This window comes from Leisingera sp. SS27 (assembly GCF_028368855.1).
Taxonomy (GTDB): Bacteria; Pseudomonadota; Alphaproteobacteria; order Rhodobacterales; family Rhodobacteraceae; genus Leisingera.
The window spans coordinates 1,133,471-1,159,354 of the sequence record NZ_JAQNCY010000001.1; the positions used below are offsets into that span (position 1 = coordinate 1,133,471).

Annotated in this window: 23 protein-coding genes; 21 read left to right on the forward strand and 2 right to left on the reverse strand. The window is 63.6% G+C overall.

The window, feature by feature from the left end:
- Positions 1-99 precede the first annotated feature (99 nt).
- The 5 genes from tldD to N6L27_RS05645 all read left to right on the forward strand — a co-directional run bounded on the left by tldD (position 100) and on the right by N6L27_RS05645 (position 7,528).
- Entirely contained in the window at positions 100-1,521 is a 1,422-nt protein-coding gene (gene tldD / locus N6L27_RS05625; RefSeq protein ID WP_271906150.1) for a metalloprotease TldD, read from the forward strand.
- 231 nt (positions 1,522-1,752) lie between these two features.
- Positions 1,753-2,925 (forward strand): DNA-processing protein DprA, encoded by a 1,173-nt coding sequence (gene dprA / locus N6L27_RS05630; protein WP_271906152.1) that lies wholly within the window; start codon positions 1,753-1,755, stop codon positions 2,923-2,925.
- Between the two features lie 169 nt (positions 2,926-3,094).
- Positions 3,095-5,743: a type I DNA topoisomerase gene (gene topA, locus N6L27_RS05635; RefSeq protein ID WP_271906153.1), complete on the forward strand. Its 2,649-nt coding sequence runs from the start codon at positions 3,095-3,097 to the stop codon at positions 5,741-5,743.
- Between the two features lie 430 nt (positions 5,744-6,173).
- Positions 6,174-6,899: a CoA transferase subunit A gene (locus N6L27_RS05640; protein WP_271906155.1), complete on the forward strand. Its 726-nt coding sequence runs from the start codon at positions 6,174-6,176 to the stop codon at positions 6,897-6,899.
- Positions 6,899-7,528 (forward strand): 3-oxoacid CoA-transferase subunit B, encoded by a 630-nt coding sequence (locus N6L27_RS05645; protein ID WP_271906156.1) that lies wholly within the window; start codon positions 6,899-6,901, stop codon positions 7,526-7,528. Before N6L27_RS05640 ends, N6L27_RS05645 begins: the two co-directional genes overlap by 1 nt.
- A gap of 489 nt (positions 7,529-8,017) precedes the next feature.
- Here the strand turns inward: N6L27_RS05645 and N6L27_RS05650 are convergent, their stop codons facing one another.
- Positions 8,018-8,833, reverse strand: coding sequence for a lytic transglycosylase domain-containing protein (locus N6L27_RS05650; protein ID WP_271906158.1), 816 nt, complete (start codon positions 8,831-8,833; stop codon positions 8,018-8,020).
- A gap of 357 nt (positions 8,834-9,190) precedes the next feature.
- Between N6L27_RS05650 and N6L27_RS05655 the strand changes: the two genes are divergently transcribed.
- The 16 genes from N6L27_RS05655 to N6L27_RS05730 all read left to right on the forward strand — a co-directional run bounded on the left by N6L27_RS05655 (position 9,191) and on the right by N6L27_RS05730 (position 24,897).
- A complete protein-coding gene (locus tag N6L27_RS05655) occupies positions 9,191-9,406 on the forward strand; it encodes a hypothetical protein (RefSeq protein WP_039180491.1) in 216 nt (71 codons plus the stop codon).
- Between the two features lie 98 nt (positions 9,407-9,504).
- Positions 9,505-9,714, forward strand: coding sequence for a hypothetical protein (locus N6L27_RS05660; protein WP_271906160.1), 210 nt, complete (start codon positions 9,505-9,507; stop codon positions 9,712-9,714).
- A 127-nt stretch (positions 9,715-9,841) separates the two neighbouring features.
- Entirely contained in the window at positions 9,842-10,699 is an 858-nt protein-coding gene (gene cpaB / locus N6L27_RS05665) for a Flp pilus assembly protein CpaB (protein ID WP_039180498.1), read from the forward strand.
- Positions 10,700-10,913: 214 nt separating this feature from the next.
- Complete coding sequence (locus N6L27_RS05670) at positions 10,914-12,305, forward strand: type II and III secretion system protein family protein (RefSeq protein WP_271906161.1); 1,392 nt, start codon at positions 10,914-10,916, stop codon at positions 12,303-12,305.
- A gap of 18 nt (positions 12,306-12,323) precedes the next feature.
- Entirely contained in the window at positions 12,324-12,944 is a 621-nt protein-coding gene (locus N6L27_RS05675; RefSeq protein WP_271906162.1) for an OmpA family protein, read from the forward strand.
- Between the two features lie 159 nt (positions 12,945-13,103).
- Positions 13,104-14,339 carry an AAA family ATPase gene (locus N6L27_RS05680; RefSeq protein WP_271906163.1) on the forward strand — a complete coding sequence of 412 codons (1,236 nt, stop codon included), beginning with the start codon at positions 13,104-13,106 and terminating at the stop codon, positions 14,337-14,339.
- A gap of 24 nt (positions 14,340-14,363) precedes the next feature.
- Positions 14,364-15,800, forward strand: coding sequence for a CpaF family protein (locus N6L27_RS05685; protein ID WP_271906164.1), 1,437 nt, complete (start codon positions 14,364-14,366; stop codon positions 15,798-15,800).
- Positions 15,800-16,768 carry a type II secretion system F family protein gene (locus N6L27_RS05690; protein WP_271906166.1) on the forward strand — a complete coding sequence of 323 codons (969 nt, stop codon included), beginning with the start codon at positions 15,800-15,802 and terminating at the stop codon, positions 16,766-16,768. The genes N6L27_RS05685 and N6L27_RS05690 overlap by 1 nt, the downstream gene beginning before the upstream one ends.
- A 10-nt stretch (positions 16,769-16,778) precedes the next feature.
- Positions 16,779-17,762: a type II secretion system F family protein gene (locus N6L27_RS05695; protein WP_039180511.1), complete on the forward strand. Its 984-nt coding sequence runs from the start codon at positions 16,779-16,781 to the stop codon at positions 17,760-17,762.
- Complete coding sequence (locus N6L27_RS05700) at positions 17,762-18,352, forward strand: tetratricopeptide repeat protein (RefSeq protein ID WP_039180513.1); 591 nt, start codon at positions 17,762-17,764, stop codon at positions 18,350-18,352. Before N6L27_RS05695 ends, N6L27_RS05700 begins: the two co-directional genes overlap by 1 nt.
- A gap of 30 nt (positions 18,353-18,382) precedes the next feature.
- Positions 18,383-19,231 (forward strand): tetratricopeptide repeat protein, encoded by an 849-nt coding sequence (locus N6L27_RS05705; protein ID WP_271906168.1) that lies wholly within the window; start codon positions 18,383-18,385, stop codon positions 19,229-19,231.
- Positions 19,232-19,234: 3 nt separating this feature from the next.
- Positions 19,235-19,732 carry a prepilin peptidase gene (locus tag N6L27_RS05710; protein WP_271906171.1) on the forward strand — a complete coding sequence of 166 codons (498 nt, stop codon included), beginning with the start codon at positions 19,235-19,237 and terminating at the stop codon, positions 19,730-19,732.
- A 177-nt stretch (positions 19,733-19,909) separates the two neighbouring features.
- Positions 19,910-21,217 (forward strand): ATPase, encoded by a 1,308-nt coding sequence (locus N6L27_RS05715; protein ID WP_271906174.1) that lies wholly within the window; start codon positions 19,910-19,912, stop codon positions 21,215-21,217.
- Positions 21,218-21,308: 91 nt separating this feature from the next.
- Positions 21,309-23,726 carry a ligase-associated DNA damage response DEXH box helicase gene (locus N6L27_RS05720; RefSeq protein WP_271906175.1) on the forward strand — a complete coding sequence of 806 codons (2,418 nt, stop codon included), beginning with the start codon at positions 21,309-21,311 and terminating at the stop codon, positions 23,724-23,726.
- A 37-nt stretch (positions 23,727-23,763) separates the two neighbouring features.
- Positions 23,764-24,414 carry a ligase-associated DNA damage response endonuclease PdeM gene (gene pdeM / locus N6L27_RS05725; RefSeq protein WP_271906176.1) on the forward strand — a complete coding sequence of 217 codons (651 nt, stop codon included), beginning with the start codon at positions 23,764-23,766 and terminating at the stop codon, positions 24,412-24,414.
- A 75-nt stretch (positions 24,415-24,489) separates the two neighbouring features.
- Positions 24,490-24,897, forward strand: coding sequence for a PaaI family thioesterase (locus tag N6L27_RS05730; RefSeq protein WP_271906177.1), 408 nt, complete (start codon positions 24,490-24,492; stop codon positions 24,895-24,897).
- Between the two features lie 91 nt (positions 24,898-24,988).
- Here the strand turns inward: N6L27_RS05730 and folD are convergent, their stop codons facing one another.
- Complete coding sequence (gene folD, locus N6L27_RS05735; RefSeq protein ID WP_271906178.1) at positions 24,989-25,879, reverse strand: bifunctional methylenetetrahydrofolate dehydrogenase/methenyltetrahydrofolate cyclohydrolase FolD; 891 nt, start codon at positions 25,877-25,879, stop codon at positions 24,989-24,991.
- Positions 25,880-25,884 lie beyond the last annotated feature (5 nt).

A 25,884-nucleotide genomic window follows, 5' to 3' on the forward strand; every position in this document is an offset into this window, starting at 1 on the left:
ATGCAGCTTAAAACCATATTCGGACGTGCAGATAAAGAGGCAGCCAAGCGTCAAACCGTCGCTTTCTTGATTTAGATCAAAAAATCTGAGGACCGTGCCATGGAAAACCCATCCTTCCGACCCTTCGAAACCGCGCTTCCGGAGGATGAGGCGCTGGCCACCCTGCGCGATGCGCTGAACGGCGCCGAAGACGGCGAGATCTTTGCCGAACGCCGCAAGTCGGAGGCGCTCTCCTTTGATGACGGGCGGCTGCGCAGTGCCAGCTACGATGCCTCCGAAGGCTTCGGCCTGCGGGCCGTGAACGGCGATGTGGCGGGATATGCCCATTCCACAGATGTCTCCATCGCCTCGCTGCGGCGGGCGGCGGAAACCGCGAAACTGGCGGTCGGCGCGGGCGGCGGCACCTACTCGGACGCGCCGCAGGCCACCAACAAGAAGCTTTATACAGACGCCGATCCGATCAGCGCCATGCCGTTCCCGGTCAAGGTGGAGACACTGCGCGAGATCGACGGCTATGCCCGCAATCTCGACAAACGCGTGGTGCAGGTGTCTGCTTCGCTGGCTGCCTCCCTGCAGGAGGTTGAGATCCTGCGCGCCGACGGGGTGCGGGTGCGCGACACCCGTCCGATGGCGCGCCTGAACGTCTCGGTCATCGTCGAAAAGGACGGCCGCCGCGAAAGCGGTTCGGCCGGCGGCGGCGGGCGGCTGGGCCTTGACGGGCTGGTCGATCCCGCCCACTGGCAGGCCCAGGTGCAGGAGGCGCTGCGCATCGCGCTTGTTAACCTTGATGCGGTGCCAGCCCCCGCCGGCGAGATGGATGTGGTGCTTGGCCCCGGCTGGCCCGGCATCCTTCTGCACGAGGCGATCGGCCACGGGCTGGAGGGTGATTTCAACCGTAAGGGGTCCTCGGCCTTTGCCGGGCTGATGGGACAGCAGATCGCTGCCAAGGGCGTGACAGTACTGGATGACGGCACCATCCCGGACCGGCGCGGCTCCATCACCGTGGATGACGAGGGCACCCCCAGCCAGAAGACCACGCTGATCGAGGACGGTGTGCTGGTCGGCTTCATGCAGGACCGCCAGAACGCCCGGCTGATGGGAGTCGCCCCCACCGGCAACGGGCGGCGGCAAAGCTATGCCCATGCGCCGATGCCGCGGATGACCAATACCTACATGCTGGGCGGCGAGGCCGATCCCGGCGATCTGGTGGCGGGCATCAAGGACGGCATCTGGGCGGTGGGCTTTGGCGGCGGCCAAGTCGATATTACCAACGGCAAATTCGTGTTTTCCTGCACCGAGGCCTACCGCGTGAAAGACGGCAAAGTCGGCGCACCTGTTAAAGGCGCAACGCTGATCGGCGACGGCGCCACTGCGCTCAAGCAGATTCGCGGCCTCGGCAACGACATGGCGCTGGACCCCGGAATGGGCAACTGCGGCAAAGCCGGGCAATGGGTTCCTGTCGGCGTCGGCCAGCCGTCCGTGCTGATGGGCGGGCTGACAGTTGGCGGATCTGCCGCGTAAATTCCCGGCAAAACCATATGCTTGCCGCAAAATCCGGGGCCCGGGCGCACAGGCACCCGGGCCCCGCCGCTGCAAACGGCACATCGCAACCTTTGATTGAATTTGAATTTCTTTAGCAGTTATCGCAACTTAGGAAAAATTTTCAGGGCATTCCCAAAAAATTGCTGCGTGTTCACCACCTGTTAACCCCCTCAAGGTTAATTCTGGTCCTGCAAACAGGCGGAGCTGCGGATGACCGAAGAAACACTTTCTTCCACTCACCCCCCACTCCCACCCACCACGGAAGATGACCGGTATTCATGGCTTCGCCTTTTGCGCTCCAAACGGGTTGGCCCGGTGACCTTTCACCGGCTGCTCGCAGAATATGGTTCAGCGCAGAACGCGCTGGATGCGCTGCCCGAAGTGGCACGTTCCGCAGGCATCAAAGGGTATGAAACATGCCCCGCCAAGGCGGTGGACAAAGAACTCAAGACCGCAAAAGCCGCCAAAGCGCGGCTTTTGTGCTTTTCGGACCCCGAATATCCTGCCTTGCTCAAAGGTCTGAAGGATGCCCCGCCCCTCTTGTGGGCTATCGGCGACCTGTCGGTCCTGAACCGTCCGATGATCTCCATGGTCGGTGCGCGCAATGCCTCCTCGCTGGGGGTGCGGATGGCGCGGTCGCTGGCCCATTCCCTGGGCGAGGCCGGATATATAGTGGTGTCCGGCATGGCCCGAGGCATCGATACCGCAGCCCATCACGCCGCCTTGAAAACCGGTACCATTGCCGTGCTGGCGGGCGGCGCTGACGTGGTCTACCCGGCGGAAAACGCAAACCTGGCCGCTCAGATCAGCGAAACCGGGCTGCGGCTGTCGGAACAACCCATGGGCCTTGCGCCGCAGGCCCGCGACTTCCCCAAGCGAAACCGCATCATCGCCGCCCTGTCCCGCGCGCTTGTGGTGGTGGAGGCCGCCGCCAAATCCGGCAGCCTGATCACCGCCAGGGACGCACTGGACTATGGCCGCGAGGTGCTGGCGGTGCCAGGCCACCCCTTTGATGCGCGCAGCTCCGGCTGCAACCGGCTGATCCGGGACGGTGCCACGCTGATCCGCGACGCAAGCGATGTGCTGGAGGCCCTGCCGCCGCAGGACGTGCCGGCCTCAGCACCGCAGGATCTGCATCAGGCGCTTGCCGCCCTGCCGCCGCAGCCGCCGCAGCGGCGCAGCCTGGCAGAGACCCACGCCCTGCATCAGCAGATCCTCGGCAGCCTCGGCCCGTCCCCCACCTCTGAAACACAGCTGATCCGCGACCTGTCCCTGCCGCCGCAGGACCTGGCTCCGGCCCTAACCGACCTTGAGCTGGAAGGCGCGATCTGCCGCGAACCCGGCGGCCTGCTGTCCAGGGCCTACCCTGAGGACAAGGATTGACCCCGCCTGACCGAAGCCAATAACGGCAGGGCGCGGACGCCCGCAACAGGGCCGTAAAGGCAGGAATTGCGCCGCGTCCATTGAGCCCGGATTGACATTCTCCCCTTGCGCCCCACATCCTGCGCCGCCATAGAACCCGGCAAACCGGTCCGAAGAGGTATCAAAATTTATGCCAGTAGTAGTTGTCGAATCCCCGGCCAAAGCAAAAACAATCAATAAATATCTTGGCCCCGACTATACGGTTCTGGCGTCTTACGGGCATGTGCGCGACCTGCCTGCCAAGGATGGATCGGTCGACACCGACAATGATTTCGGCATGACCTGGGAGGTCGCCAACGATTCCCGCAAGCACGTCAAGGCCATCGCCGACGCGCTGAAAGACGACAATGCGCTGATTCTCGCCACCGACCCCGACCGCGAGGGAGAGGCGATCAGCTGGCACTTGCAGGAGGCTCTGACCAAGCGGCGCTCGATCAAGAAGGACACCGCCGTCAGCCGGGTGACCTTCAACGCGATCACCAAGGAAGCGGTGACCGAAGCGATGCAGAACCCGCGCCAGGTCGATATGCCGCTGGTGGAGGCCTATCTGGCACGGCGCGCGCTGGACTACCTTGTGGGCTTCAACCTGTCGCCGGTCTTGTGGCGCAAACTGCCGGGTGCGCGTTCGGCGGGCCGGGTGCAATCCGTCTGCCTGCGCCTGATCGTCGAGCGCGAGATGGAAATCGAGGCGTTCAATCCGCAGGAGTACTGGTCCGTGCGCGCCCAGATGGCCACCCCCCGCGGCCAGGAGTTCGAGGCGCGGCTGACCGTCATGGGCGGCGAAAAACTCGACAAATACAGCCTGAAGAATTCCACCTCTGCCGAACTGGCAGTGCAGGCCGTGGCCTCGCGCAAGCTGTCGGTGCTGTCGGTCGAGGCCAAGCCCGCGGCCCGCAATCCCTCTGCCCCCTTCATGACCTCGACCCTGCAGCAGGAAGCCAGCCGCAAGTTCGGCATGGGCGCGCGCCAGACCATGAACGCGGCCCAGCGTTTGTATGAGGCGGGCCTCATCACCTATATGCGGACCGACGGCATCGACATGGCGCCCGAGGCTGTGCAGGAAGCCCGCGCCGAGATCGAGAAGCGCTATGGCTCAGAATACGTTCCCAACAGCCCGCGGATCTACAAGAACAAGGCGAAGAACGCGCAGGAAGCGCACGAATGTATCCGCCCCACCGACATGAGCCGCGATGCCGCCAGCCTGAAGGTCAGCGACGACGACCAGCGCAAGCTTTATGACCTGATCTGGAAGCGGACCCTGTCCTGCCAGATGGAAGGCGCCCGGCTGGAGCGCACCACCGTCGATATCGGCTCTGCCGACAGCCAAGTTGTGCTGCGCGCCACTGGCCAGGTGGTGCTGTTTGACGGCTTCATGCGGGTTTATGAGGAAGGCCGCGACGATGTGGCGGATGAGGACGACAAGCGCCTGCCGCAGATCATGCAGGGCGAGGCGCTGAAGTTCGCATCCTCCTTGGCGGCACAGGCCGAAAAGGCCAGCAAGGACGCCTCGGTTCTGTCCGATGACGGCGCCGTGCTGGCGCTGCAGCACCACACCCAGCCGCCGCCGCGCTATACCGAGGCGACGCTGGTCAAGCGGATGGAAGAGCTGGGCATCGGCCGCCCCTCGACCTATGCGTCCGTGATCACCACGATCCAGGACCGCGAATATGTCCGCAAGGAAAAGAACCGCCTGTTCCCCGAGGACAAGGGGCGGATCGTCACCATCTTCCTGCTGAATTTCTTCCGCAAATATGTGGGGTATGAGTTCACCGCGAACCTGGAGGAAGAACTGGACGACGTGAGCGCGGGCGACGGCGACTACAAGGATCTTCTGGGCAAGTTCTGGCGGGATTTCTCGGCCGCCATCTCGGAAACCTCCGACCTGCGCATCACCGAAGTGCTGGACGTGCTGGACGACGCCCTGGCGCCGCAGCTTTACCCGCCGCGCGAGGACGGCACCGACCCGCGCACCTGCCCGAAATGCGGCGCAGGCCAGCTGCATCTCAAGACCTCGCGCACCGGCGGGTTTGTCGGCTGCGGCAACTACCCGGAGTGCAACTACACCCGGCCGATCTCCGGCGAAGGCGCCGAGGGGTATGAGCGTATTCTGGGCGAGGACGACGGGGACGAGATACACCTGAAATCCGGCCGCTTCGGGCCTTATGTCCAGCGCGGTGAGGCGACGCCCGAGAACAAGAAGCCGCCGCGCTCCTCGCTGCCGAAGCAGGGCAAGGACTTCCTGCCAGGCTGGGGCCCGAATGAGATCACCCTGGAACAGGCGCTGACCCTGCTGACCCTGCCGCGCGAGATCGGCCAGCACCCGGACGGCGGCGCCATCCAGTCCAACCTGGGCCGCTTCGGGCCGTATATCGCGCACCAGCTGCCGGACGAGGAAAAGCCGGTTTACGTGAACCTCAAGGAGACGCTGGACGTCTTTGAGATCGGCATGAACCGGGCGGTGGAGATGCTGGCCGAGAAACGCGCCAATCCGGGCCGCGGCCGCGGACGCGCCGCAGCGAAGCCGCTGAAGGAACTGGGCGAGCACCCTGAAAGCGGCGGCGCTGTCAACATTCTGGACGGGCGCTACGGGCCATATGTCAAATGGGAGAAGGTGAACGCCACCCTGCCCAAGGATGTGGAGCCCAAGGACGTGACCATGGAAATGGCAGTGCAGCTGATCGCCGAGAAATCGTCCAAAGGCGGCAAGAAGAAGACCGCGGCGAAGAAGCCCGCCGCCAAGAAGAAGGCGGCACCGAAGAAAGCTGCCGCCAAGGAGTGATCCGGGGGCGGGGTGCTCCCGCCGTTTCCGGGCGCATTAAAATGCGCCCTCACCGTTGGGCCCGGCGCCGCTGACGCGGCGCGGGCGGGTTCACTTATCCTCCGGCCTCCGGTTTGCAGCGGGTCAAGGGCGGCGCAGCCGCCGCGTCAGCGGCTTGCCTTTGAGGCGGTGCAAACCTGTAAAACAATGGCGTTTGCCCTGACAGGGCAGACCTGCCCTGTCAGAGCGTCTCAGCAAACCCCGTCTTGCGCCGCGAAGCGGCGCCACGCCCAAGCCTGCTGGCTCAATTGCCAGCGGCAATTGAGCCTGAAAGGCGCGGGAGCCCCTCCCCTCCTGCCTTCCGTAGAAATACGCATCCCTCTCCGTATTCATTGACTCTGCACCGGCTGAGCGCCAGAACTCAGCGCAACCGGCATAATGGGAGATCTCCATGAAAAAGGTATATTCCAGCGCCGCTGAAGCGCTCGACGGGCTGCTTCACGACGGCATGTTCATCGCCGCGGGCGGCTTTGGCCTCTGCGGCATTCCCGAGCTTCTGCTGCAGGCGATCAAGGACGCGGGCACCAAGGACCTGACCTTTGCCTCCAACAACGCGGGCGTTGATGACTTCGGCATCGGCATCCTGCTGCAGACCCGGCAGGTGAAGAAGATGATCTCCTCCTACGTGGGGGAAAACGCCGAGTTCATGCGCCAGTATCTGAGCGGCGAGCTGGAACTGGAATTCAACCCGCAAGGCACCCTGGCCGAGCGCATGCGCGCCGGCGGCGCGGGCATCCCCGGCTTTTTCACCAAGACCGGCGTTGGCACCGTGATTGCCGAGGGCAAGATGGAAAAGCAGTTCCCCACCGGCCCGGACGGCGCCATGGAGGACTACATCATGGAGGAAGGCATCTTTGCCGACCTCGCCATCGTCAAAGCCTGGAAGGCGGATGAAACCGGCAACCTGGTGTTCCGCAAGACCGCGCGCAACTTCAACGCGCCGGCCGCGACCTGCGGCAAGGTCTGCGTGGTGGAGGTCGAGGAGATCGTGCCCACCGGCTCGCTGGACCCGGATTCGATCCACCTGCCGGGCATCTACGTGCACCGCATCATCAAGGGCGAGCACGAGAAACGCATCGAACAGCGCACCGTCCGTCAGAAGAAGGAGCAAGCATAATGCCTTGGGACCGCAATCAGATGGCGGCACGCGCCGCGCAGGAGCTGCAGGACGGCTGGTATGTGAACCTCGGCATCGGCATTCCGACGCTGGTCTCAAACTACATTCCCGAAGGTGTGGAAGTGACCCTGCAGTCGGAAAACGGCATGCTGGGCATGGGCCCCTTCCCCTATGAGGGCGAAGAGGATGCCGACCTGATCAACGCGGGCAAGCAGACCATCACGGAATTGCCGCAGACCGCCTATTTCGACTCGGCGCAGTCGTTTGCAATGATCCGCGGCGGCAAGATCGCGATGGCGATCCTCGGCGCGATGGAAGTGGCCGAGAACGGCGACCTGGCGAACTGGATGATCCCCGGCAAGCTGGTGAAGGGCATGGGCGGCGCCATGGACCTGGTGGCGGGCGTCGGCCGTGTGGTGGTGGTGATGGACCACGCCAACAAACATGGTGACAGCAAGGTGCTGAAAGAATGCACCCTGCCGCTGACCGGCCGGGGCGTGGTCGACCGCATCATCACCAATCTGGGTGTGCTGGATGTGGTCGAGGGCGGCTTGAAAATCGTGGAATGCGCCGAGGGTGTCAGCGAAGACGAGCTGCGTGCAGCCACCGAAGCCACCATCGTCGGCTGACGCGGCGCTGTTGCCGCGGGTGTAGCCAAACGCCTGCCTCTGGCGCAGGCCTTCAAGCCGCCGGGGCGCATCTGCCCGGGCGGTTTTTTGTATTGCAGTTCTCAGTTGCTTCGTTCGTTTCGTGCCGTTTCGCGCTGTGTCCCAGTTAAGGGGGCGGCGCCGCCGGGTGGAGGTGGACAGACCCCGCCGGGGGCCTGCTCGGACAGGATATCCTGGACGACCCCCTTTTTATCAGGGCCGGTCTCCGGGGTGTCGCGCAGGCAGCCTCACAGATGCCTGCGCCTCGTATCATGGCCCATGCGCGGAGCCATGGCGGGGGATCGCGATCTTTTGAGAGTGTGGCAGAGCCAGGTGAGGATCGCGTGAAGGCACCGTACGCTGTGTGCGCAACACCCACCCCGGAGAAAGGCGCGCGGCGGCTCTGAGCGAACGCCTGCCCGGCTTCCCCTCCTCTGACACGGGCCGCTTGAACCGCCGGGCGGTGCGGCTTCAGTTCTGCATCCGGAACACACAGCCGTCGGACAGGAACATCTGCTGGGTCGTGCACAGTCCGCGTGCCACCTGATAGGCGGCCAGAACCTTGGGCACGTAGTCGCGAGTCTCGGCATAGGGCGGCACGCCCTTGTGGGTCCGCACCGCGCCCTCGCCCGCGTTATAGCCTGCCAGAACCAGCATCGGGTCACCCCCGAACTCCTTCATCAGCCAATCCAGATAGCGGACGCCGCCGGAAATGTTCTGCTTGGCCTCCAGCGCGTCGCTGACCCCGAATCGCGCAGCTGTGTCCGGCATCAGCTGCATCAGCCCCTGCGCCCCGGCAGAGCTGACCGCATCGGGTTTGCCGGCAGATTCGACGGCGATTACCGCAAGGACCAGCGCCGGCGATACCTGGGTGCCTGCGCTTTCGGTCAGAATCTGCAGGCCGCGCTCCTGAACGATGTCCTGCATCAGCTGCAACCGGGGGGCCGCCAGCCCCTTGGCGCCCTTCAGCGCCTGCATGGCATCGTCCAGCCGCCCCGGCCCGGCCCCCTCCAGCCCCGGCGCGACCTTGTCCCAGAACCAGGTGTAGCGCCCGGCGGACGGCGCAGCGGCAGGTTCCCCGGCGGCGGGTGCTGCCGGGGGGGGGCTGTCCGCCTCCGGCTCAGGCGCGGGCTCGATTTGCACGGTTATCCGCTTGCCGGACCCCGGTGCGGGCGGTTTGACCCGCTTTGCCTCGAACGCGGGAAAGGGCTTGGGCGTCTCCTGCCCTGCTGCCGCCAGGGGCAAGATGCACAGGGCTGCGGACAAAATTGCGTTTCGCACGGACATTGCTCTGCCTGCCGTTGGTTTTTATCGCCCGAGACTCGGAAAACCGGCGGGCGAATACCAGCTTTTCCACCCCAGAATCTGGCGTATTCGCCATATTTGCCCCCAACTGGCGCGAAAATACCACGGGAGTCCCGCTGGTAATGATTTTTTAACCCAGCAAAAACAGCAAGTTACCTGAGATCTTGTCGAAAAGTTAAAATTGGGCAGCGTTTTACGGCTTTCAGCCCAAATCCTGCCACGCTGCACTGGCTATATGTATTCATCCAAGCCGGACAGGAACCAAAGCTGGTGAGAGAGCAGGTTCCAGAGCGACGGCGGGATGGACCAAATTCTGAGATCCTTTGGAGGGACCAAACTATGATCAAGTTCATCAAAAACTTCCGCAAAGACGAAGACGGCGCCGTGACTGTTGACTGGGTCGTTCTGACCGCAGCTGTTGCAGCCCTGGCTGGCGTTGCCTACTCCTCGATCGGTGGCGGCATCGAAACCATCGCAGGCTCGACCGGCGACTTCCTGACCGCGGTTGACGGCGAAGTGCCGACCACCTTCGACACCGGCACCACCACTCCGTAAGCAGTGGCCGCAAACGGCGATTTCTTAAGCTGAGGGGCCGCGCATTGCGAAGATGCGCGGCCTCTTTTCCCAAGAAAAGCAGAAAGAAGGTGAAACCCATGTTTTCACTTTTTGCCAAATTCCGCTCTGAGGAACATGGAGCGGTGACAGTTGACTGGGTTGTCCTGACTGCAGTTATTGCATCAATTGCAGGTATCGCATTTGTGTCGATCGGAGCGGGCGTTGAGCAAGTCAGCACCAGCACTAAGACCTATGTCGAAAACGCTGCCGACACCATTGGGGCCCTGCAAAGCTCGGTCTTTCAATAAGCCAGGCCACAACCGCCTGATTGCGCAGTACGCCTGCATCCAGGTGCTGCTGCCCCTGTAACACTACGGCATTCCGGCGCTGACGCCCCCTGCCCGGCGGGTTGAAGACCACACGAAAGGAACAGTTATGCGCGGTATTTTTGTACTGGTACTGATTGTTGGCGTTGCCTTGGCCGGCGGCGCCGTGATGATGACGAAGAAGTATGTCAGCGCATATCAGAACGCGCTTGCGCAGGAACGCGCATCCCGGGTTGAGAACATCCCCACCGTCGACATCTTTGTTGCGACGGATACTTTGAAGTACGGCCACCGCCTGACCAAGGAAAGCGTCCGTCAGGTGCGATGGCCCAAGGAAAGCCTGCCGGAAGGCGTGTTCACCAGCCTCGAAGCGCTGTTCCCGCCGGGTTCGGATGAAGCCCCCCGCGTGATTCTGCGCACCATGGAGAAGAACGAGGCCATCATGGCCAGCAAGGTCACCCTGCCCGGGGAAGACGCGGGCATCACTTCACGGCTGGAACGCGGCATGCGGGCCTTTGCGATCCGTGTGGATGTGTCCTCTGGCGTTTCCGGCTTCCTGCGCCCCGGCGACAAGGTGGACATCTACTGGAGCGGCCAGGTGCGTCAGGCCGGCGCCACACAGGGTGACTTCACCCGCCTGATCGAGACCAATGTGGAACTGATCGCGGTGGACCAGAAGGCCAGCAACGATATCGATGGGGCCGTCATTGCCCGTACCGTCACAGTTGCAGCGCGGCCCGAACAAGTTGCCGCTCTGGCCCAGGCGCAGAGCACCGGCAAACTGACCCTGGCGCTGGTGGGTGCAGGCGATGACAGCATTGCCTCGGTCATCGAAGTGGACCAGCGCAAGCTTCTGGGCCTTGGCGCAATCGAAGCCCCGCAGGAGGTTGAACGGGAACAAGTCTGCACCATCCGCACCCGCCGCGGCGCAGAAGTTGTGGCCATTCCGATCCCCTGCACCAACTGAGCTTTCTCTTCGATTACAGCACATTACAAGGTTCAGCCGCGCCTCCTCCCGGAGCGCGGCTGAATTGCCTGTTGCTTAGGCCCCACATGCCGCGCTGCTTAAGAACGGCGCCGAAGCCATTGATTCTTGCAATAATTCGGGAACTGTCCCACAGTGCCGGAAAGAGCGGGCATAAAGACCCGAATAATGAGGCGTGATCGGAAAGGCAGGTCACATGACAATTCGTAGGTTCGTTGCGGCGGCCCTCTTGGGTCTATCGTTTATTGGCATACCGGGTGCGGATGGGGCATCGGCACAATCCTTGCGGGTGGTGAAAAAGGGCACGGCGGCAACGCTGGATGTGCCCATGAACCGCGCCGTGGTGGTTGAAAGCGAAACCCCCTTCGCGGAACTCAGCATCGCGAATCCGGGCATCGCGGACATCTCGTCCCTGTCCGACCGCACTATTTATGTCCTGGGTAAATCCCCAGGCCTGACCACATTGACGCTGCTTGACGGGTCCGGGCAGCTGATCACCAACGTGGAAGTGCGGGTGGCTGCGGATGTGACAGAGTTCAAGGAGCGCCTGCGCCAGATCCTGCCGAACGAGAAAATCGAAGTGCGCACCGCAAATGACGGCATCGTGCTGTCGGGCGTGGTGTCCAGTTCTGCCCGCCTGCAGCGGGCGCTGGACCTGGCGGAACGGTATGCGCCCGAGCGTGTCAGCAACCTGATGTCGGTTGGCGGCATTCAGCAGGTCATGCTGGAAGTCCGATTCGCCGAGATGCAGCGGTCCGTGACCAAGTCGCTCAGCGCGTCACTGGCGGCCGGTTCGAGCAACAAAGCACTTGAAACCGGCACGATGCTGTCTGCCGACAACGGCCTTAGCTCCGAAACAATCACACCTCAGGACAATATCCAGGGCGCGTTCCTGTTTGATTTCGGTGTTGGCAACGCCCGCGTGCGCCTGCTGCTGGAAGCGCTGGAGCGCAAGGGCCTGGTCCGCACCCTGGCCGAGCCGAACCTGTCTGCCCTGTCCGGGCAGGAAGCGAACTTCCTCGCAGGCGGCGAATACCCCGTCCCCACCACCGGGAACGAAGGGGAAATCAGCATTGAATACAAGCCCTTCGGCATCGAGCTCAGCTTCATTCCCCGCGTTGTCGACGGCGATCTGATCAACCTTGAGCTGGTGGCTGCGGTGTCCGCCCTGGACCCGAGCAACGGCTTCACCCTGAACAACCTGACTGTCAGCGCCTTCACCCGCCGTGAAGCCTCGACCACAGTTGAGCTGCGGGATGGCGAAAGCTTTGCCATCGCCGGCCTGATCGAAGACAACTTCCTCGACAACAATGCTCAGGTGCCCTGGCTGGGCGACGTGCCGATCCTCGGCGCCCTGTTCCGCAGCTCCGATTTCCAGCATTCGCAATCGGAGCTGGTGATCATTGTCAGCGCGCATCTGGTCACACCGACCCGCGGCGAAGCGCTGGTGCTGCCGACCGACCGGGTGAAAGCGCCCAGCGAAGGGGAGCTGTTCCTGTTCGGAAAAACGGAGCGCAATGCAAAAGGCGCCGCTGCGGAAGTTGCGCGTCAGGATTTCAACGGCTCCTACGGCTACGTGCTGGACTAAGCAGAGGGAATTGAGCGGATGATCAGAAAAATCGCCTGGGCCGGCCTGATGCTGAGTGCCGCAGCCTGCACTGACGCCACAGGCTTCAGCGCACAGCAGCAAAGGCATTTCGGAGACGCGACCACGAGCAACACCGCTGTCATGAAGGGCGACCGCAGCTATGCCATTCAGCTGGCCGGCCGGTTCGCCAAGGAAGTGCCCAACACCATCAACTTTGATTTCGACAGCGCACGACTGGATCAGGACGCCCGCGCCGTGCTGGACCGGCAGGCGCATTGGATCAAGCAGTTCCCCGAGGTGCGGTTCCGGGTGTTCGGCCACACGGATGCGGTGGGCAGCAATGCCTACAACAAATCCCTCGGCCTGCGCCGGGCGCGTGCAGCGGTCAACTATCTGGTATCGCGCGGCATCAGCCGCAACCGGCTTGAGGCGGTGGTCTCCTTCGGCGAGACGCAGCCGCTGATTCCGACGCCGGACCGCGAGCGCCGCAACCGCCGCACCGTGACAGAGGTGAGCGGCTTCCTGAAGCGGCACCCGACCCTGCTGGACGGCAAATACGCCAAGGTCATTTACCGCGAGTATATCGAGAGCGCGATACCTCCGACCTCGCTGACCATCACCACCATCGACGAAGGCTAATAAGGCGGGCCCTAGCGGCCCGTCGGTTACGAAGTAGTAACAATTCCCCATATTTGGGGATTTTTGGCCCCAATATCGCCTAGATTGCCGCCGACATTGTTTCCAAGAGGCGGACTGTGCGCAAAGCCCGGTCCGCCCAAGTGAACAAGGATGATGGCGATGAGCAGCGGTATGCCGCAAACAGAAACACCTGCGATTGTTGCCTGCACAGTCAGCCGCGACGTGCAGAATTTCGACCTCCTGATTGAAGACATGGAATCCGCATTGGGTGAGGCCTGGGGCGACCTGGGCTTTACCGAGGCGCTGGCCTTCTTTGGCCAGTCTGAGGCGGAACCGCTGCAATTCATTGCCCTGGCCATCGACAGCGCCGACGAGGGCGACCTGCCGCTGATGGGTGAGATCATTACCCAGGCCAAGGCGCGCGGCATCAAGGTGATCCTGATTGCCGAGGACGTGACTCCGGCCGCGCTGCACACGCTGCTGCGCCAGGGCGCGGACGAATTTGTCCCCTACCCGCTGCCGGAACAGGAGCTGCAGGCGGCCATCGAGCGGCTGCAGGCGCCGGCGCCTGCTCCTGCAGCGGCGCAGAATCAGAGTCAGCTGCAGTCCGGCAGCCAGCGCGAAGGCGCGGTAATCGTCTGCCACGGGCTGGCTGGCGGCACCGGCTCCACCACCATGGCGGTCAACCTGGCCTGGGAGCTTGCGGCGCTCAGCGAGCACGAAGAGCCGACCGTCTGCCTGCTGGACCTGGACTTGCAGGCGGGCTCGGCCGCAACCTATCTGGACCTGCCGCGCCGCGACGCGGTGATGGAAATGCTGGGTGAATCGGAGAACATGGACGAGGATCTGTTCGGCCAGGCGCTGATCCCGTTCCAGGAGAGGCTGCAGGTCCTGACTGCGCCGGCCGAAATGGTGCCGCTGGATCTGTTGTCGCCCGAGGACATCACCCGGGTCATCGCGCTGGCCCGCAGCCATTTCGATTTCGTCGTCATCGATATGCCGCACACGCTGGTGCAATGGACCGAAACGGTGCTGAACCTGGCACATGTTTATTTCGCGCTGATCGAGCTGGATATGCGGTCGGCCCAGAACGCGCTGCGCCTGAAGCGGGCACTGCAGGCCGAAGACCTGCCGTTCGAGAAGCTGCGGTTCGCGCTGAACCGGGCACCCAAGTTCACCGACCTGACCGGCAAGAGCCGGGTCAAGCGGATGGCCGAATCCCTTGGGATCTCGATCGACCTGCAGCTGCCTGACGGCGGCAAGCAGATCCTGCAGAGCTGCGACCACGGCCTTCCGCTGGCTGTCTCTGCCGCGAAAAACCCGTTGCGCAAGGAAATTGCCAAGCTTGCAGCCTCGCTGCACGAGCTGGGCCGCAGTGAAGCAGAAGCCGCCTGAACGGCTTGAATTGGGGGTGAGTTGATGTTTTCCAAGTACAAGAAACAGGCCGCGAAACCTGCTGCACCGGCGCCGGCCCCGGAGCCGGCCGCGGGTGCAAACGGCAAGCCTGCAGTCAGCCTGCGGCGCCCGGTCCAGCGTAAGGCAGCGGAAGCGGCCCCGATGGACAAGGAGCGCAAGCGCAAGGAGCGGCTGAACGAGATCAAGATCCAGCTGCACCGGGAGCTTCTGGAGAACCTGAACCTGGCCGCTTTGGAGCGCGCAGGGGAGTCTGAGCTGCGGTCGGAGATCTCCAACATCTCGACAGAGATCCTGGCCGAAAAGAGCATCGTGCTGAACCGCGAGGACCGGCAGACGCTGAACAAGGAGCTCTATGACGAGGTGACCGGGCTTGGTCCGCTGGAAACCCTGCTGCAGGACGAGACGGTCAGCGATATCCTGGTAAACGGCCCGCATCAGATCTTTGTCGAGCGCAGCGGTAAGCTGGAACTCAGCGACATCGGGTTCAAGGATGAGAAGCACCTGATGCGGATCATCGACAAGATCGTGTCCGCCGTGGGCCGCCGCGTCGATGAGAGCAACCCCTATGTGGACGCCCGCCTGGCCGATGGCTCGCGTTTCAACGCGATGGTGCCGCCGATTGCGGTGGACGGGTCGCTGGTGTCGATCCGGAAGTTCAAAAAGGACAAGCTGGGCATCGATGACCTGGTGCAATTCGGCGCCTTCACCGAGGAAATGGCAGCCTATCTGCAGGCCGCTGTCTCGACCCGGCTGAATGTCATCGTTTCTGGCGGTACCGGCTCCGGTAAAACCACCACGCTCAATGCGCTGTCCTCCTTCATCGACAACGCGGAGCGCATTCTGACCATCGAGGACACTGCGGAACTTCAGCTGCAGCAGACCCATGTGGGCCGGATGGAAAGCCGCCCGCCCAACGTGGAAGGCAAAGGCGAGGTTTCGCCGCGCGACTGTCTGAAAAACGCGCTGCGGATGCGCCCCGACCGCATCATCGTGGGCGAGACCCGCGGCGAGGAAGTGATCGACATGCTGCAGGCCATGAACACCGGCCACGACGGCTCGATGACCACGATCCACGCCAACTCTGCCCGCGACGGCATCTCGCGTCTGGAAAACATGATCGCCATGGCCGGCATCGAGATGCCGATCAAGGCGGTGCGCAGCCAGATTGCATCAGCTGTGAACCTGATCGTGCAGGCCTCCCGCCTGCAGGACGGCTCGCGCCGGATGACCTCGATCACCGAAATCACCGGCATGGAAGGCGACGTGATCTCGATGCAGGAAATCTTCCGGTTCCAGCGCGTCGGCCTGACCCCGGACAACAAGATCATCGGCCACTTCACCGCGACCGGCGTGCGCAGCCACTTCTCGGAGCGGTTCCGCCTGTGGGGCTACGACCTGCCGCCGTCGATCTATGAACCCACCACGATGGAGCCGCGCTGATGGAACTGAGTGCCGAACCGCTTATCTACGGCGCGATCTTCTTTGGGATCCTGGCGCTGGTCGAAGGCCTGTATCTGTTTGTCTTTGGCAAATCCATCAGCCTGAACAGCAAGGTCAACCGCCGGCTGGAGATGATGGAGAAGGGCAGCAACCGCGAGCAGGTGCTGGAGCAGCTGCGCAAGGAGATGGGCCAGCACGCCAAATCGCAGTCGATCCCGCTGTATTCCCTGCTGTCCGAACGGGCGCAGAAGGCGGCCATCGCCTTTTCCCCCAAGCAGCTGATCGTGATCATGGCGGGTTTGGCCGGGCTGGCGTTTGTCGGTCTCAGCATCGGCACTGCCGCGCCGCTGCCGGTCCGCATTCTGGGCGCCGTGATCATCGGCGTGGGCGCGGTGTTCTTCTGGGTCAACAAGAAGGCCGCCAAGCGCATGGCCCTGATCGAGGAACAGCTGCCCGACGCGGTAGAGCTGATGGTGCGCTCCCTGCGCGTCGGCCACCCGTTCACATCAGCCATTCAGATCGTCTCCAACGAGGTCGAAGATCCGCTGGCCACCGAATTCGGCGTCATTTCCGATGAATGCGCCTATGGCCGCGACGTCGGCGAGGCACTCAAGGAGATGGCAGAGCGCCTGGACATGCAGGACATGCGTTTCCTTGCGGTGGCCGTGACCATCCAGCAGCAGTCGGGCGGCAACCTGGCCGAGGTTCTGGCGGGCCTGGCCAAGGTGATCCGCGCCCGTTTCCGCCTGTTCCGCCGCGTGAAGGCGATCACCGCCGAGGCGCAATGGTCCGGCAAGTTCCTGTCGGGTTTCCCGCTGCTTTGCCTGATCGGGATCCTGGTCAAGGACCCCAACTACTATGACAACGTCACGGACCACCCCTGGTTCATCCCTGCATGTTTCGTCGTGGGCGCAATGCTGACCGCCAACCTGATCGTCATGCGCATTCTGACCAACATCAAAGTCTAAGGAGCGGACCGTGGATTTCCTGACCGGTATTGAAGGCTTCCTCACAGCGCAGTTCGGCCCGTTCGGCCCGCTTCTGGCGCTTGGCATTGCAGGTTTGTTCATGATCCTGCTGGCCATTCCCCTGCTCATGAACCAGCCCGAAGACCCGCTGAAGAAGCTGCAGAAGAACATCAAGCCGGAAACCCGGCAATCACCGCAGAAGCAGCGGCTGCGGCAGACCGGGCGCAATGAACAGCTGCAGAAGTTCGCCAATTTCCTGGAGCCGCAGAATGCTGACGAGCTGTCCGCGATGGAGCTGCGGCTGCGTCAGGCGGGCTATATCTCCAAGGACTCTGTGCGGCTGTTCCACTTTGCCCAGTTTGCCCTTGGGCTTGTCGGCCTGATGGGCGGGTTGTTCTTTGTCTATGTTCTGAAGGCGGATGTGGAGTTTGACGGCCAGCAGATGGCCATCCGCATTCTTGCGCCAGCGGCTGCGTGTTATTTCCTGCCCCGTTACTGGATCACCCGCCGCATCGCCGCCCGCAAGGAGGCAATCACGGACGCTTTCCCGGATGCGCTGGACATGATGCTGGTCTGCGTCGAGGCCGGGCAGTCGCTGGATCAGGCCATCGTCAGGGTTGCCTCGGAACTGCGCAGCTCCTACCCGGAGCTGTCGGAGGAGTTCCAGGTGGTCGCCCATGAAATGAAGGCGGGCAAGGACAAGGACAAAGTGCTGCGCGATTTCGGCACCCGCTGCGGCGTGATGGATGTCTCCTCCTTCGTGACGGTTATGATCCAATCCTCCAGCTTCGGCACTTCGATCGCTGACGCGCTGCGGGTGTATGCAGGTGAAATGCGTGACAAACGGGTCATGCGGGCGGAAGAGGCCGCAAACAAGTTGCCTGTGAAGATGACACTTGCCACAATGGGGCTGACAGTTCCGCCGCTGCTGATCATCCTGGTCGGCCCCTCGGCGCAGAACATCGCAAATCTGGGCAATCTGGGACCCCAATAATGAATTTGACAGAACGGGCACCCGCTGCCCGGCTGCTCTTGGCCCTCACCGCCGCCAGCGCTGTTGCGCTGGCGGCTTCATGTGCGCCGGGCGGTTTGAGACAGGACAAGGACAGCCCCTGGGCGCCGGGTGCGGACCTGCGCGGCGAAGAAGCCGACGCGCTGCTGGTCGGCAACCGGCTGATGGCCGCGGGAGAGTACAACCTGGCGCTTGAGGCCTTCACCCGGGCGGCGCTGGATCATGGGCTGACACCGGAAGTGCTGTCCGGCATGGGCAGCGCCCAGCTGGGCCTGCGGCGCCTGGGACAGGCCGAAGACCTGCTGCGCCAGGCCGTGGCCGCCGATCCGGAGTGGCCGGAACCGATGAACAATCTGGGTGTTACGCTGATGGAGCGCGGCAAGACGGCCGAAGCAGTGCAGGTGTTCCATCGCGCTTATGCGCTCGACAATGGCGAAAGTGACGCAATCCGCGATAATTTACGCCTGGCACTCGCAAAACTTGAAAATCCTGCGCATACTGCTCCGCAAAAAGAAGACTACAAATTGGTGCGGCAGGGCGGCGGCAGCTACCTGATTCGCCAGACACCATAACAGAGGCAGAGCAGTAAAAAGGACGCACCAATGCGCCAGCAGATTATTCTATCCGCTTCTCTGGCAGGGGCGCTGGTCCTGTCGGCCTGCGCGGATAAAGCCGATGAATCCGTCGAACGCGCCTTGCAGGAAGTGAACGTCATCGACGAAAGCAATCTCAACGATGTGATGCTGAACGTGGCCGATCCGAATGAAGCGGTGGCCCATTTCCAGCGCACCATCAGGAACAGCCCGGACCGGATCGAACTGCACCGCGGTCTGGCGCATTCGCTGACCCGCGCCAAGCGCAACACCGAAGCCGCCGTTGCCTGGAAGCAGGTTGTGTCGATGAAGGATACCACCAGCGAGGACCGCGTCCATCTGGCCGGCGCCCTGGTGCGCAGCGGCGCATGGGATGAGGCCAAGGCGGAACTGGACAAGGTGCCGCCGACCTATGAGACCTATGAGCGCTACCGGCTGGAAGCTGTTGTCGCCGACGCCAACAAGGACTGGAAGCGCGCCGACAGCTTCTATGAAATTGCGGTCGGGCTGACCACCACACCCGCCAAGATCATGAACAACTGGGGTTATTCCAAACTGACCCGCGGCGATTTCACCGGTGCCGAGCGCCTGTTCGGCGACGCGATCCGTCAGGACCAGAGCCTGTTCACCGCCAAGAACAACCTTGTTCTGGCCCGCGGCGCACAGCGCAACTACAGCCTGCCGGTCATCCCGCTGAAGCAGACCGAGCGCGCTCTGCTGCTGCACACGCTGGCGCTGTCCGCGATCAAGCAGGGCGACGTCAAGGTTGGCGAAAATCTGCTGCGCGAAGCGATTGCCACACACCCGCAGCACTTTGAAGAGGCCGCGCGCTCCCTGGCGGCGCTGGAAAACGGCTGAGCCATGCAGTTCCCGGCCCATGCCGCCCTGTGGTTTCTGCCGTTTGTGCTGCCGCTGTGCTACACGGTGGCGCTGACTGACCTGCGCGGCATGCGCATTCCCAACTGGGCCGTTGACCTGTTGGCCCTGATCTATGTGGTGATCGGGGCGCTGGTCATGCCCAGCTGGGCCGACTACGGCTGGCATCTTCTGCACTTGCCTGTCGGCATCGGCCTGGGCTTCCTGTTTTACGCCGCCGGCGCTGTCGGTGCCGGCGACGCCAAGTTTGCAGGCGCCGCGGCGCCGTTCGTTGCGCTTGGCGATCTGCGCTTTCTGATGGTGGTTTTCGCCGCCACCCTGCTGGCCGGCTTCACCGCGCACCGGATTGCCAAATACACCCGCCTGCGGCAGCTGGCGCCGCAATGGCAAAGCTGGGACACCGGCAAGAGCTTCCCGATGGGCCTGTGCCTGGGGGCAACGCTTGCCATTTACCTGGGTCTGGCCGCGCAATTCGGCAGCTGATGCCATCAGGCGCCGCGCGCCAGCGGTGCCAGCCGGAGGTTAGGCCTTTGGCGGTTTTCACGGCGCTTTCGCGGAAATGCTGCAGCTCTGCCCCGCTGTTGCCACAGTCCTGAATAGTCTGTTTCCAGAAGCCCCCGACTGCGGGGCCGGATACGGATATCAGGAACAGGCACCGCCATGAACATGCAAAACCTCGCCGTTGTGGCCCCGCCCGCCCCCAAGGGGCTGGAACAGATGCAGCTGCCGGTGGTGATGATGCGGGATATCCTGCTCAAGACCATCTTCCGCAAGAACGTGGAAAATGTGACCGAGATCGCCGAGGCGATCTGCCTGCCGTCCTCTGTCACCCAGGAGCTGGTGGACATGGCGCGCGAGCAGCGCCTGCTGGAGGCCACCGGCACCCTCAATGCCAACAGCGGCAACGAGATGGGTTACCAGCTGACCGATGCAGGCAAGTCACGCGCCCAGGATGCACTGAGCCAGTCGGAATATTTCGGTGCCATGCCGGTGCCGCTGGCGGTCTACCGCGAGCAGGTGAAGCGCCAGTCGATCCGCAACATCCAGGTGACCCGGGACCAGCTGACCAATGCGATGGGCCATCTGGTGCTGCCGGGCAGCCTGCTGGACCACCTCGGCCCCGCCGTGAGCGCCGGCCGTTCGATCCTGATGTACGGCCCGCCGGGCAACGGTAAGTCCTCGATCTCCAACGGCATCCGCGATGCGCTGGGGGATCACGTCTATGTGCCGCGCGCCATCGAATACGCGGGCCAGGTGATCACTGTCTATGACCCGATCGTGCACACCGCGGTTGAGCAGGAGCAGGAAGATCCCAACGCCCTGCGCCGCCGCCGCCGCTTTGACGAGCGTTACGTGATGTGCGAGCGCCCCACCGTGATCACCGGCGGCGAGCTGTCGCTGGACATGCTGGATCTGGTCTACAACCCGACAGCGCGCACCTATCAGGCGCCGCTGCAGCTGAAATCCACCGGCGGCATCTTCATCGTCGACGACCTTGGCCGCCAGGCAGAACCGCCACAGTCGCTGGTCAACCGCTGGATCGTTCCGCTGGAAGAAAGCAAGGACATCCTGGCGCTGCAATCGGGCGAAAAATTCGAGGTGCCCTTTGACACGCTGGTGATCTTCTCCACCAACTTCCACCCGAATGAGATCTTTGACCAGGCGGCGCTGCGCCGGATCTTCTTCAAGATCAAGATCGACGGGCCGAACCAGGAGAATTTCCTCAAGATCTTTGCCATGGTGGCGCGCAAGAAGGGCATGCCGCTGGACGAGGCGGCGCTGGTGCATCTCCTGAAGAAGAAATACCCGACGATCAACAACATCTACGCCAACTACCAGCCGGTGTTCCTGATCGACCAGATGATCTCCATCTGCGAGTTTGAGGGCATCCCCTACCAGATGTCGCCGGAGCTGATCGACCGCGCCTGGGCGAACATGTTCGTCAAGGACGAGCACATCGTGAAGTGACACGGGAACAGGCGCGGCGGCGGCAAGAGTTTTCCCAAAACTCTTGCCAAAACTTTTCGAAAAGTTTTGAGCCTTCGCCTAAAAGAAGGGGATGAGCGAACTTCCAAAGGCCATCCAAGATTGGTTCTCCGCCCGCGGCTGGACCGTCCACCCGCATCAGCACGCCATGCTGGAGCGGGCCGGGGCACCCTGCACCCTGCTGATCGCCCCGACCGGCGGCGGCAAGACAATGGCGGGGTTTCTGCCCACCCTGGCGGAGCTGGCCGATGGGTCCCACGACGGGCTGCACACGCTTTACATCTCACCGCTCAAGGCTCTGGCCGCGGATATCAAGCGCAACCTGCGCACACCGGTTGAGGAAATCGGCCTGCCCATCCGCATCGACGACCGCACCGGCGACACGCCCGCCTCCCGCAAAAGGCGCCAGCGCGCCGACCCGCCGCATATTCTGCTGACCACGCCCGAAAGCCTCGCCCTGCTCACCTCCTACGAGGATGCCGCCCGCACCTTCAAGGGGCTCAAGCGGGTGGTGGTGGACGAAATCCACGCGCTGGCCGAAAGCAAGCGCGGCGACCAGCTGATGCTGGCGCTGGCGCGGCTGCAGACGCTGTGTCCGGATCTGCGCCGGGTGGGGCTGTCGGCAACGGTGGACGACCCGGAGGCCATCGCCAGCTACCTCGCCCGCCATCCGGACCCCTGCGATATCGTGCTGGCCGATCCAGGCCCGGCGCCGGACATCCGGATGCTGGAAACCGAAGCGGCCCCGCCTTGGGCCGGCGGCGGTGCGGCTTATGCGATTCCGGCGGTGATGGCGCAGATCAAGGCGCACAAGACCACGCTGATCTTCCACAACACCCGTGCCCAGGCGGAAATCTTCTTTCACAACCTCTGGCTTGCCAATGAAGACGCGCTGCCTATCGGCATCCACCACGGCTCGCTTGACCGGGTTCAGCGCGAACGGGTGGAGGCGGCGATGGTCCGGGGAGAGCTGCGCGCCATCGTCTGCACCGGCTCCCTCGACCTCGGCATCGACTGGGGCGACGTGGATCTGGTGATCCAGATCGGCGCCCCCAAGAACGTGAAACGCCTGGTCCAGCGCATCGGCCGCGCCAACCACCGCTACAATGCGCCCTCCAAGGCGCTCCTGGTGCCTGCCAACCGGTTCGAGGTGGTCGAATGCCGTGCTGCGCTGGAAGCGGTGCGCGAAAACGATCTGGACGGCGACCCGCGCGGGCCCGGCCCCCGCGACGTGCTCTGCCAGCATATCCTGATCGCCGCCTGTTCAGGCCCGTTTGATGCGGAGGAGCTTTATGCCGAGATGACCCGGGCCGGCGCCTATGCCACCCTGACCCGCACTGCCTTTGATGCCTGCCTCACCTTTTGCGCCACCGGCGGCTATGCGCTGAAAGCTTATGATCAGTGGCAGCGGCTGCTGCAGCGCCCGGACGGCAAATGGCAGCTGCGCGACCCGCGCGCGGCCAGCCGCATCCGCATGAACCTCGGCACCATTCAGGACGCCGACCTGATCAAGGTCCGCCTGAAACGCAGCCGCGGCGGCAAGCCACTGGGCGAGGTCGAGGAGGCCTTTGCCGCCACCCTCACCCCCGGCGACACCTTTCTGATCGGCGGCCAGACCGTGCGCTATGAAGGCCTGCGCGAAATGACCGTCGAGGTCAGCCGCAACCCGGGGCGGAAGCCCAAGATCGCGGTGTTTTCCGGCACCAAATTCGCCACCTCCACCCAGCTCAGCGCCCGCATCCTCAAGATGTTCAAACAAGACAGCTGGCCCGCCCTGCCCGGCCACACCGCGGACTGGCTGGACCTGCAGCGCGCGGTCTCCGAGCTGCCCCGCGCCGGGCGGCTGCTGATCGAAAGCTTCCCGCATGACAGCCGCGAGCACATCTGCGTCTACGGCTTTGCCGGCCGCAACGCCCAGCAGACGCTGGGCCTCTTGCTGACCAAGCGGATGGAGGAACTGGGGCTGGATCCCCTGGGTTTTGTTGCCACCGACTACGCTACCTTGATCTGGGGGCTGCAAGAGGTCGCAGACCCTGCCCCGCTGTTCGACCCGGAGGCTTTGCGCGACGGGCTGGAGGGCTGGCTGGCTGGGAATGCGGTGATGAAACGCGCCTTCCGCGGTGCGGCCACCATTGCGGGCCTCATCGAGCGCAACACGCCGGGCGCACGCAAGAACGGGCGGCAGGCGACGTTCTCCTCCGACATTCTCTATGACACGCTGCGCAAGTACGACCCGGATCACCTTCTGATGGACATCACCCGCGAGGAGGCCTTGCGCGGGCTGGTGGACTTCGGCCGCATAGAGGAGATGCTGGAGCGGACCCGGGGCCGCATCACGCTCAGGCGGCTGGAGCGGATCTCCCCCCTCGCGGCGCCTTTGCTGCTGGAGGTTGGAAAGGTCCCGGTCAAGGGCGCGGCGGAGGAAAAACTGCTGCAGCAGGAAGCGGAGGAGCTGATGCGGCAGTCCGGGCTGGACCAGCTGCCGCAATAACCCTTGCCTGCGCTGCCCTGACAGATAAACCCAAGCCATGACCGGATATGACTTCACCCTCGCTGGCGCCCGCCTTACTGCCCTTGGCAGCGGCGCGCTGTGGTGGGAAGAGCACCGCCTTCTCTGCATCTCGGACCTGCACTTGGGCAAATCCGAACGCCACATCCGGCGCGGCGGCAGCGCCCTGCCGCCCTATGAGACGCGGGACACGCTCATCCGCCTTTCTGAACGGGTGTCCGCCCTGCAGCCTGACACGGTGGTCTGCCTCGGCGACAGTTTCGACGATGACGCCGCCTCGCAGGCCTTGCCGGAAGCAGAGAAATCCCAGCTGGGTGCCCTGATGCAGGGCCGCCGCTGGATCTGGATCACCGGCAACCACGATCCGGCGCCTGCGGACCTGGGCGGCGAGCAGATGGCAGAGCTGCATCTTGCCCCCCTCACCTTCCGCCACATCGCCGATCCCTTGGCGACGGCAGAGGTCTCCGGCCACTACCACCCCAAGGCACGTGTGCGCAGCACCACCCGGCCCTGCTTCCTGCTGGACCGGTCGCGGCTGATCCTGCCTGCCTTCGGCACCTATACCGGCGGCCTGCGCAGCAGTGATCCCGCGCTCACCTCGCTGATGGCGGCAGATGCGCTGGCGATCCTGACCGGTGCGCAGGCGCTGGTGGTGCCAATGCCCCGCTAAGTGGCGCAGCGTCACAGGCCCATGGCAGCTGTGCCGCCTCTATGCTGGCACTCAGCAGCAACAAGGACAGATGTGATGGACGACCGCATCCGCAGCAGTTTCGCCAAACAAAGCATGATGCAGACCCTGGGCGCTGAAATCGAAAGCGTTGCACCGGGTGAAGTGGTGATCACCGCCCCGATCCTGCCCGGCAGCCGCCAGCAGCACGGTGTGGCCCATGCCGCGCTCAGCTTCGCCATCGGCGACACGGCGGCGGGCTATGCCGCTCTCACCCTGATGCCAGAGAGCAGCGAAGTGATGACGGCGGAGATGAAGATCAACCTGCTGGCCCCGGGCGCCGGAGATTGTCTGCGCGCCACCGGCAAGGTTATCAAACCGGGCCGCAGGCTGGTGATCGTCACGGCAGAGGTCCATGCGGTGACAGGCGAAGAGGAAAAGCTGGTCGCCCTCCTGCAAGGCACCATGGTGCCCGTCTCCGCTTAAACGCCCCTCATTTCATCTTTCCGAAAAAACACCCGCCGGAGGCGATCCGGCGGGAGTGTCATTTTCAGCCGTTGCTGTTCTGCGCTGCGCTTCAGGCGGTGAGGCCTTCTGGCTCTGCGAGGTTGTTGGCGCGGCAGCAGGCGGTGACGGTGTTGGCCAGGAGACACGCGATGGTCATCGGGCCGACGCCGCCGGGAACAGGCGTGATGGCGCCGGCGCGTTCCGCGGCGGAGGCGAAGTCGACGTCGCCGACCAGCACGTTCTTGCCGTCGCGCTCGATCCGGTTGATGCCCACGTCAATCACGGTGGCGCCTTCCTTGATCCAGTCGCCCGGCACCATTTCCGGGCGGCCCACGGCGGCAACCACGATGTCGGCTCGGCGCACCACGTCGGGCAGGTCCTCGGTGCGCGAATGCGCGATGGTCACGGTGCAGCTGTCACCCAGCAGCAGCTGCGCCATCGGCTTGCCGACGATGTTGGAGCGGCCAATGACAACCGCGTCCATGCCCGAGAGGCTGCCGTGGTGGTCGCGCAGCATCATCAGGCAGCCCAAGGGCGTGCAGGGCACCATCGATTTCTGGCCGGTGCCCAACAGGCCCACGTTGGAGATGTGGAAGCCGTCCACGTCCTTCTCCGGCGCGATCGAGTTGATCACCAGATCCTCGTCCAGATGTTTCGGCAGCGGCAGCTGCACCAGGATGCCATGCACGCTTGCGTCGTTGTTCAGCTGATCGATCAGCGCCAGCAGGTCGGCCTCGGAGGTGTCCGCCTCCAGCTTGTGCTCATAGGAGTTCATGCCGACCTCGACGGTCTGCTTGCCCTTGGAGCGGACATAGACCTGGGAGGCCGGGTCCTCGCCCACCAGCACCACCGCCAGGCCCGGGGTGATGCCGTTTTGCTCTTTCAGCCGCGCCACATGTTCGGCCACCTGGCCGCGCACCTTGGCCGCAAAGGCCTTGCCGTCAATCAGAGTTGCTGCCATTGCTC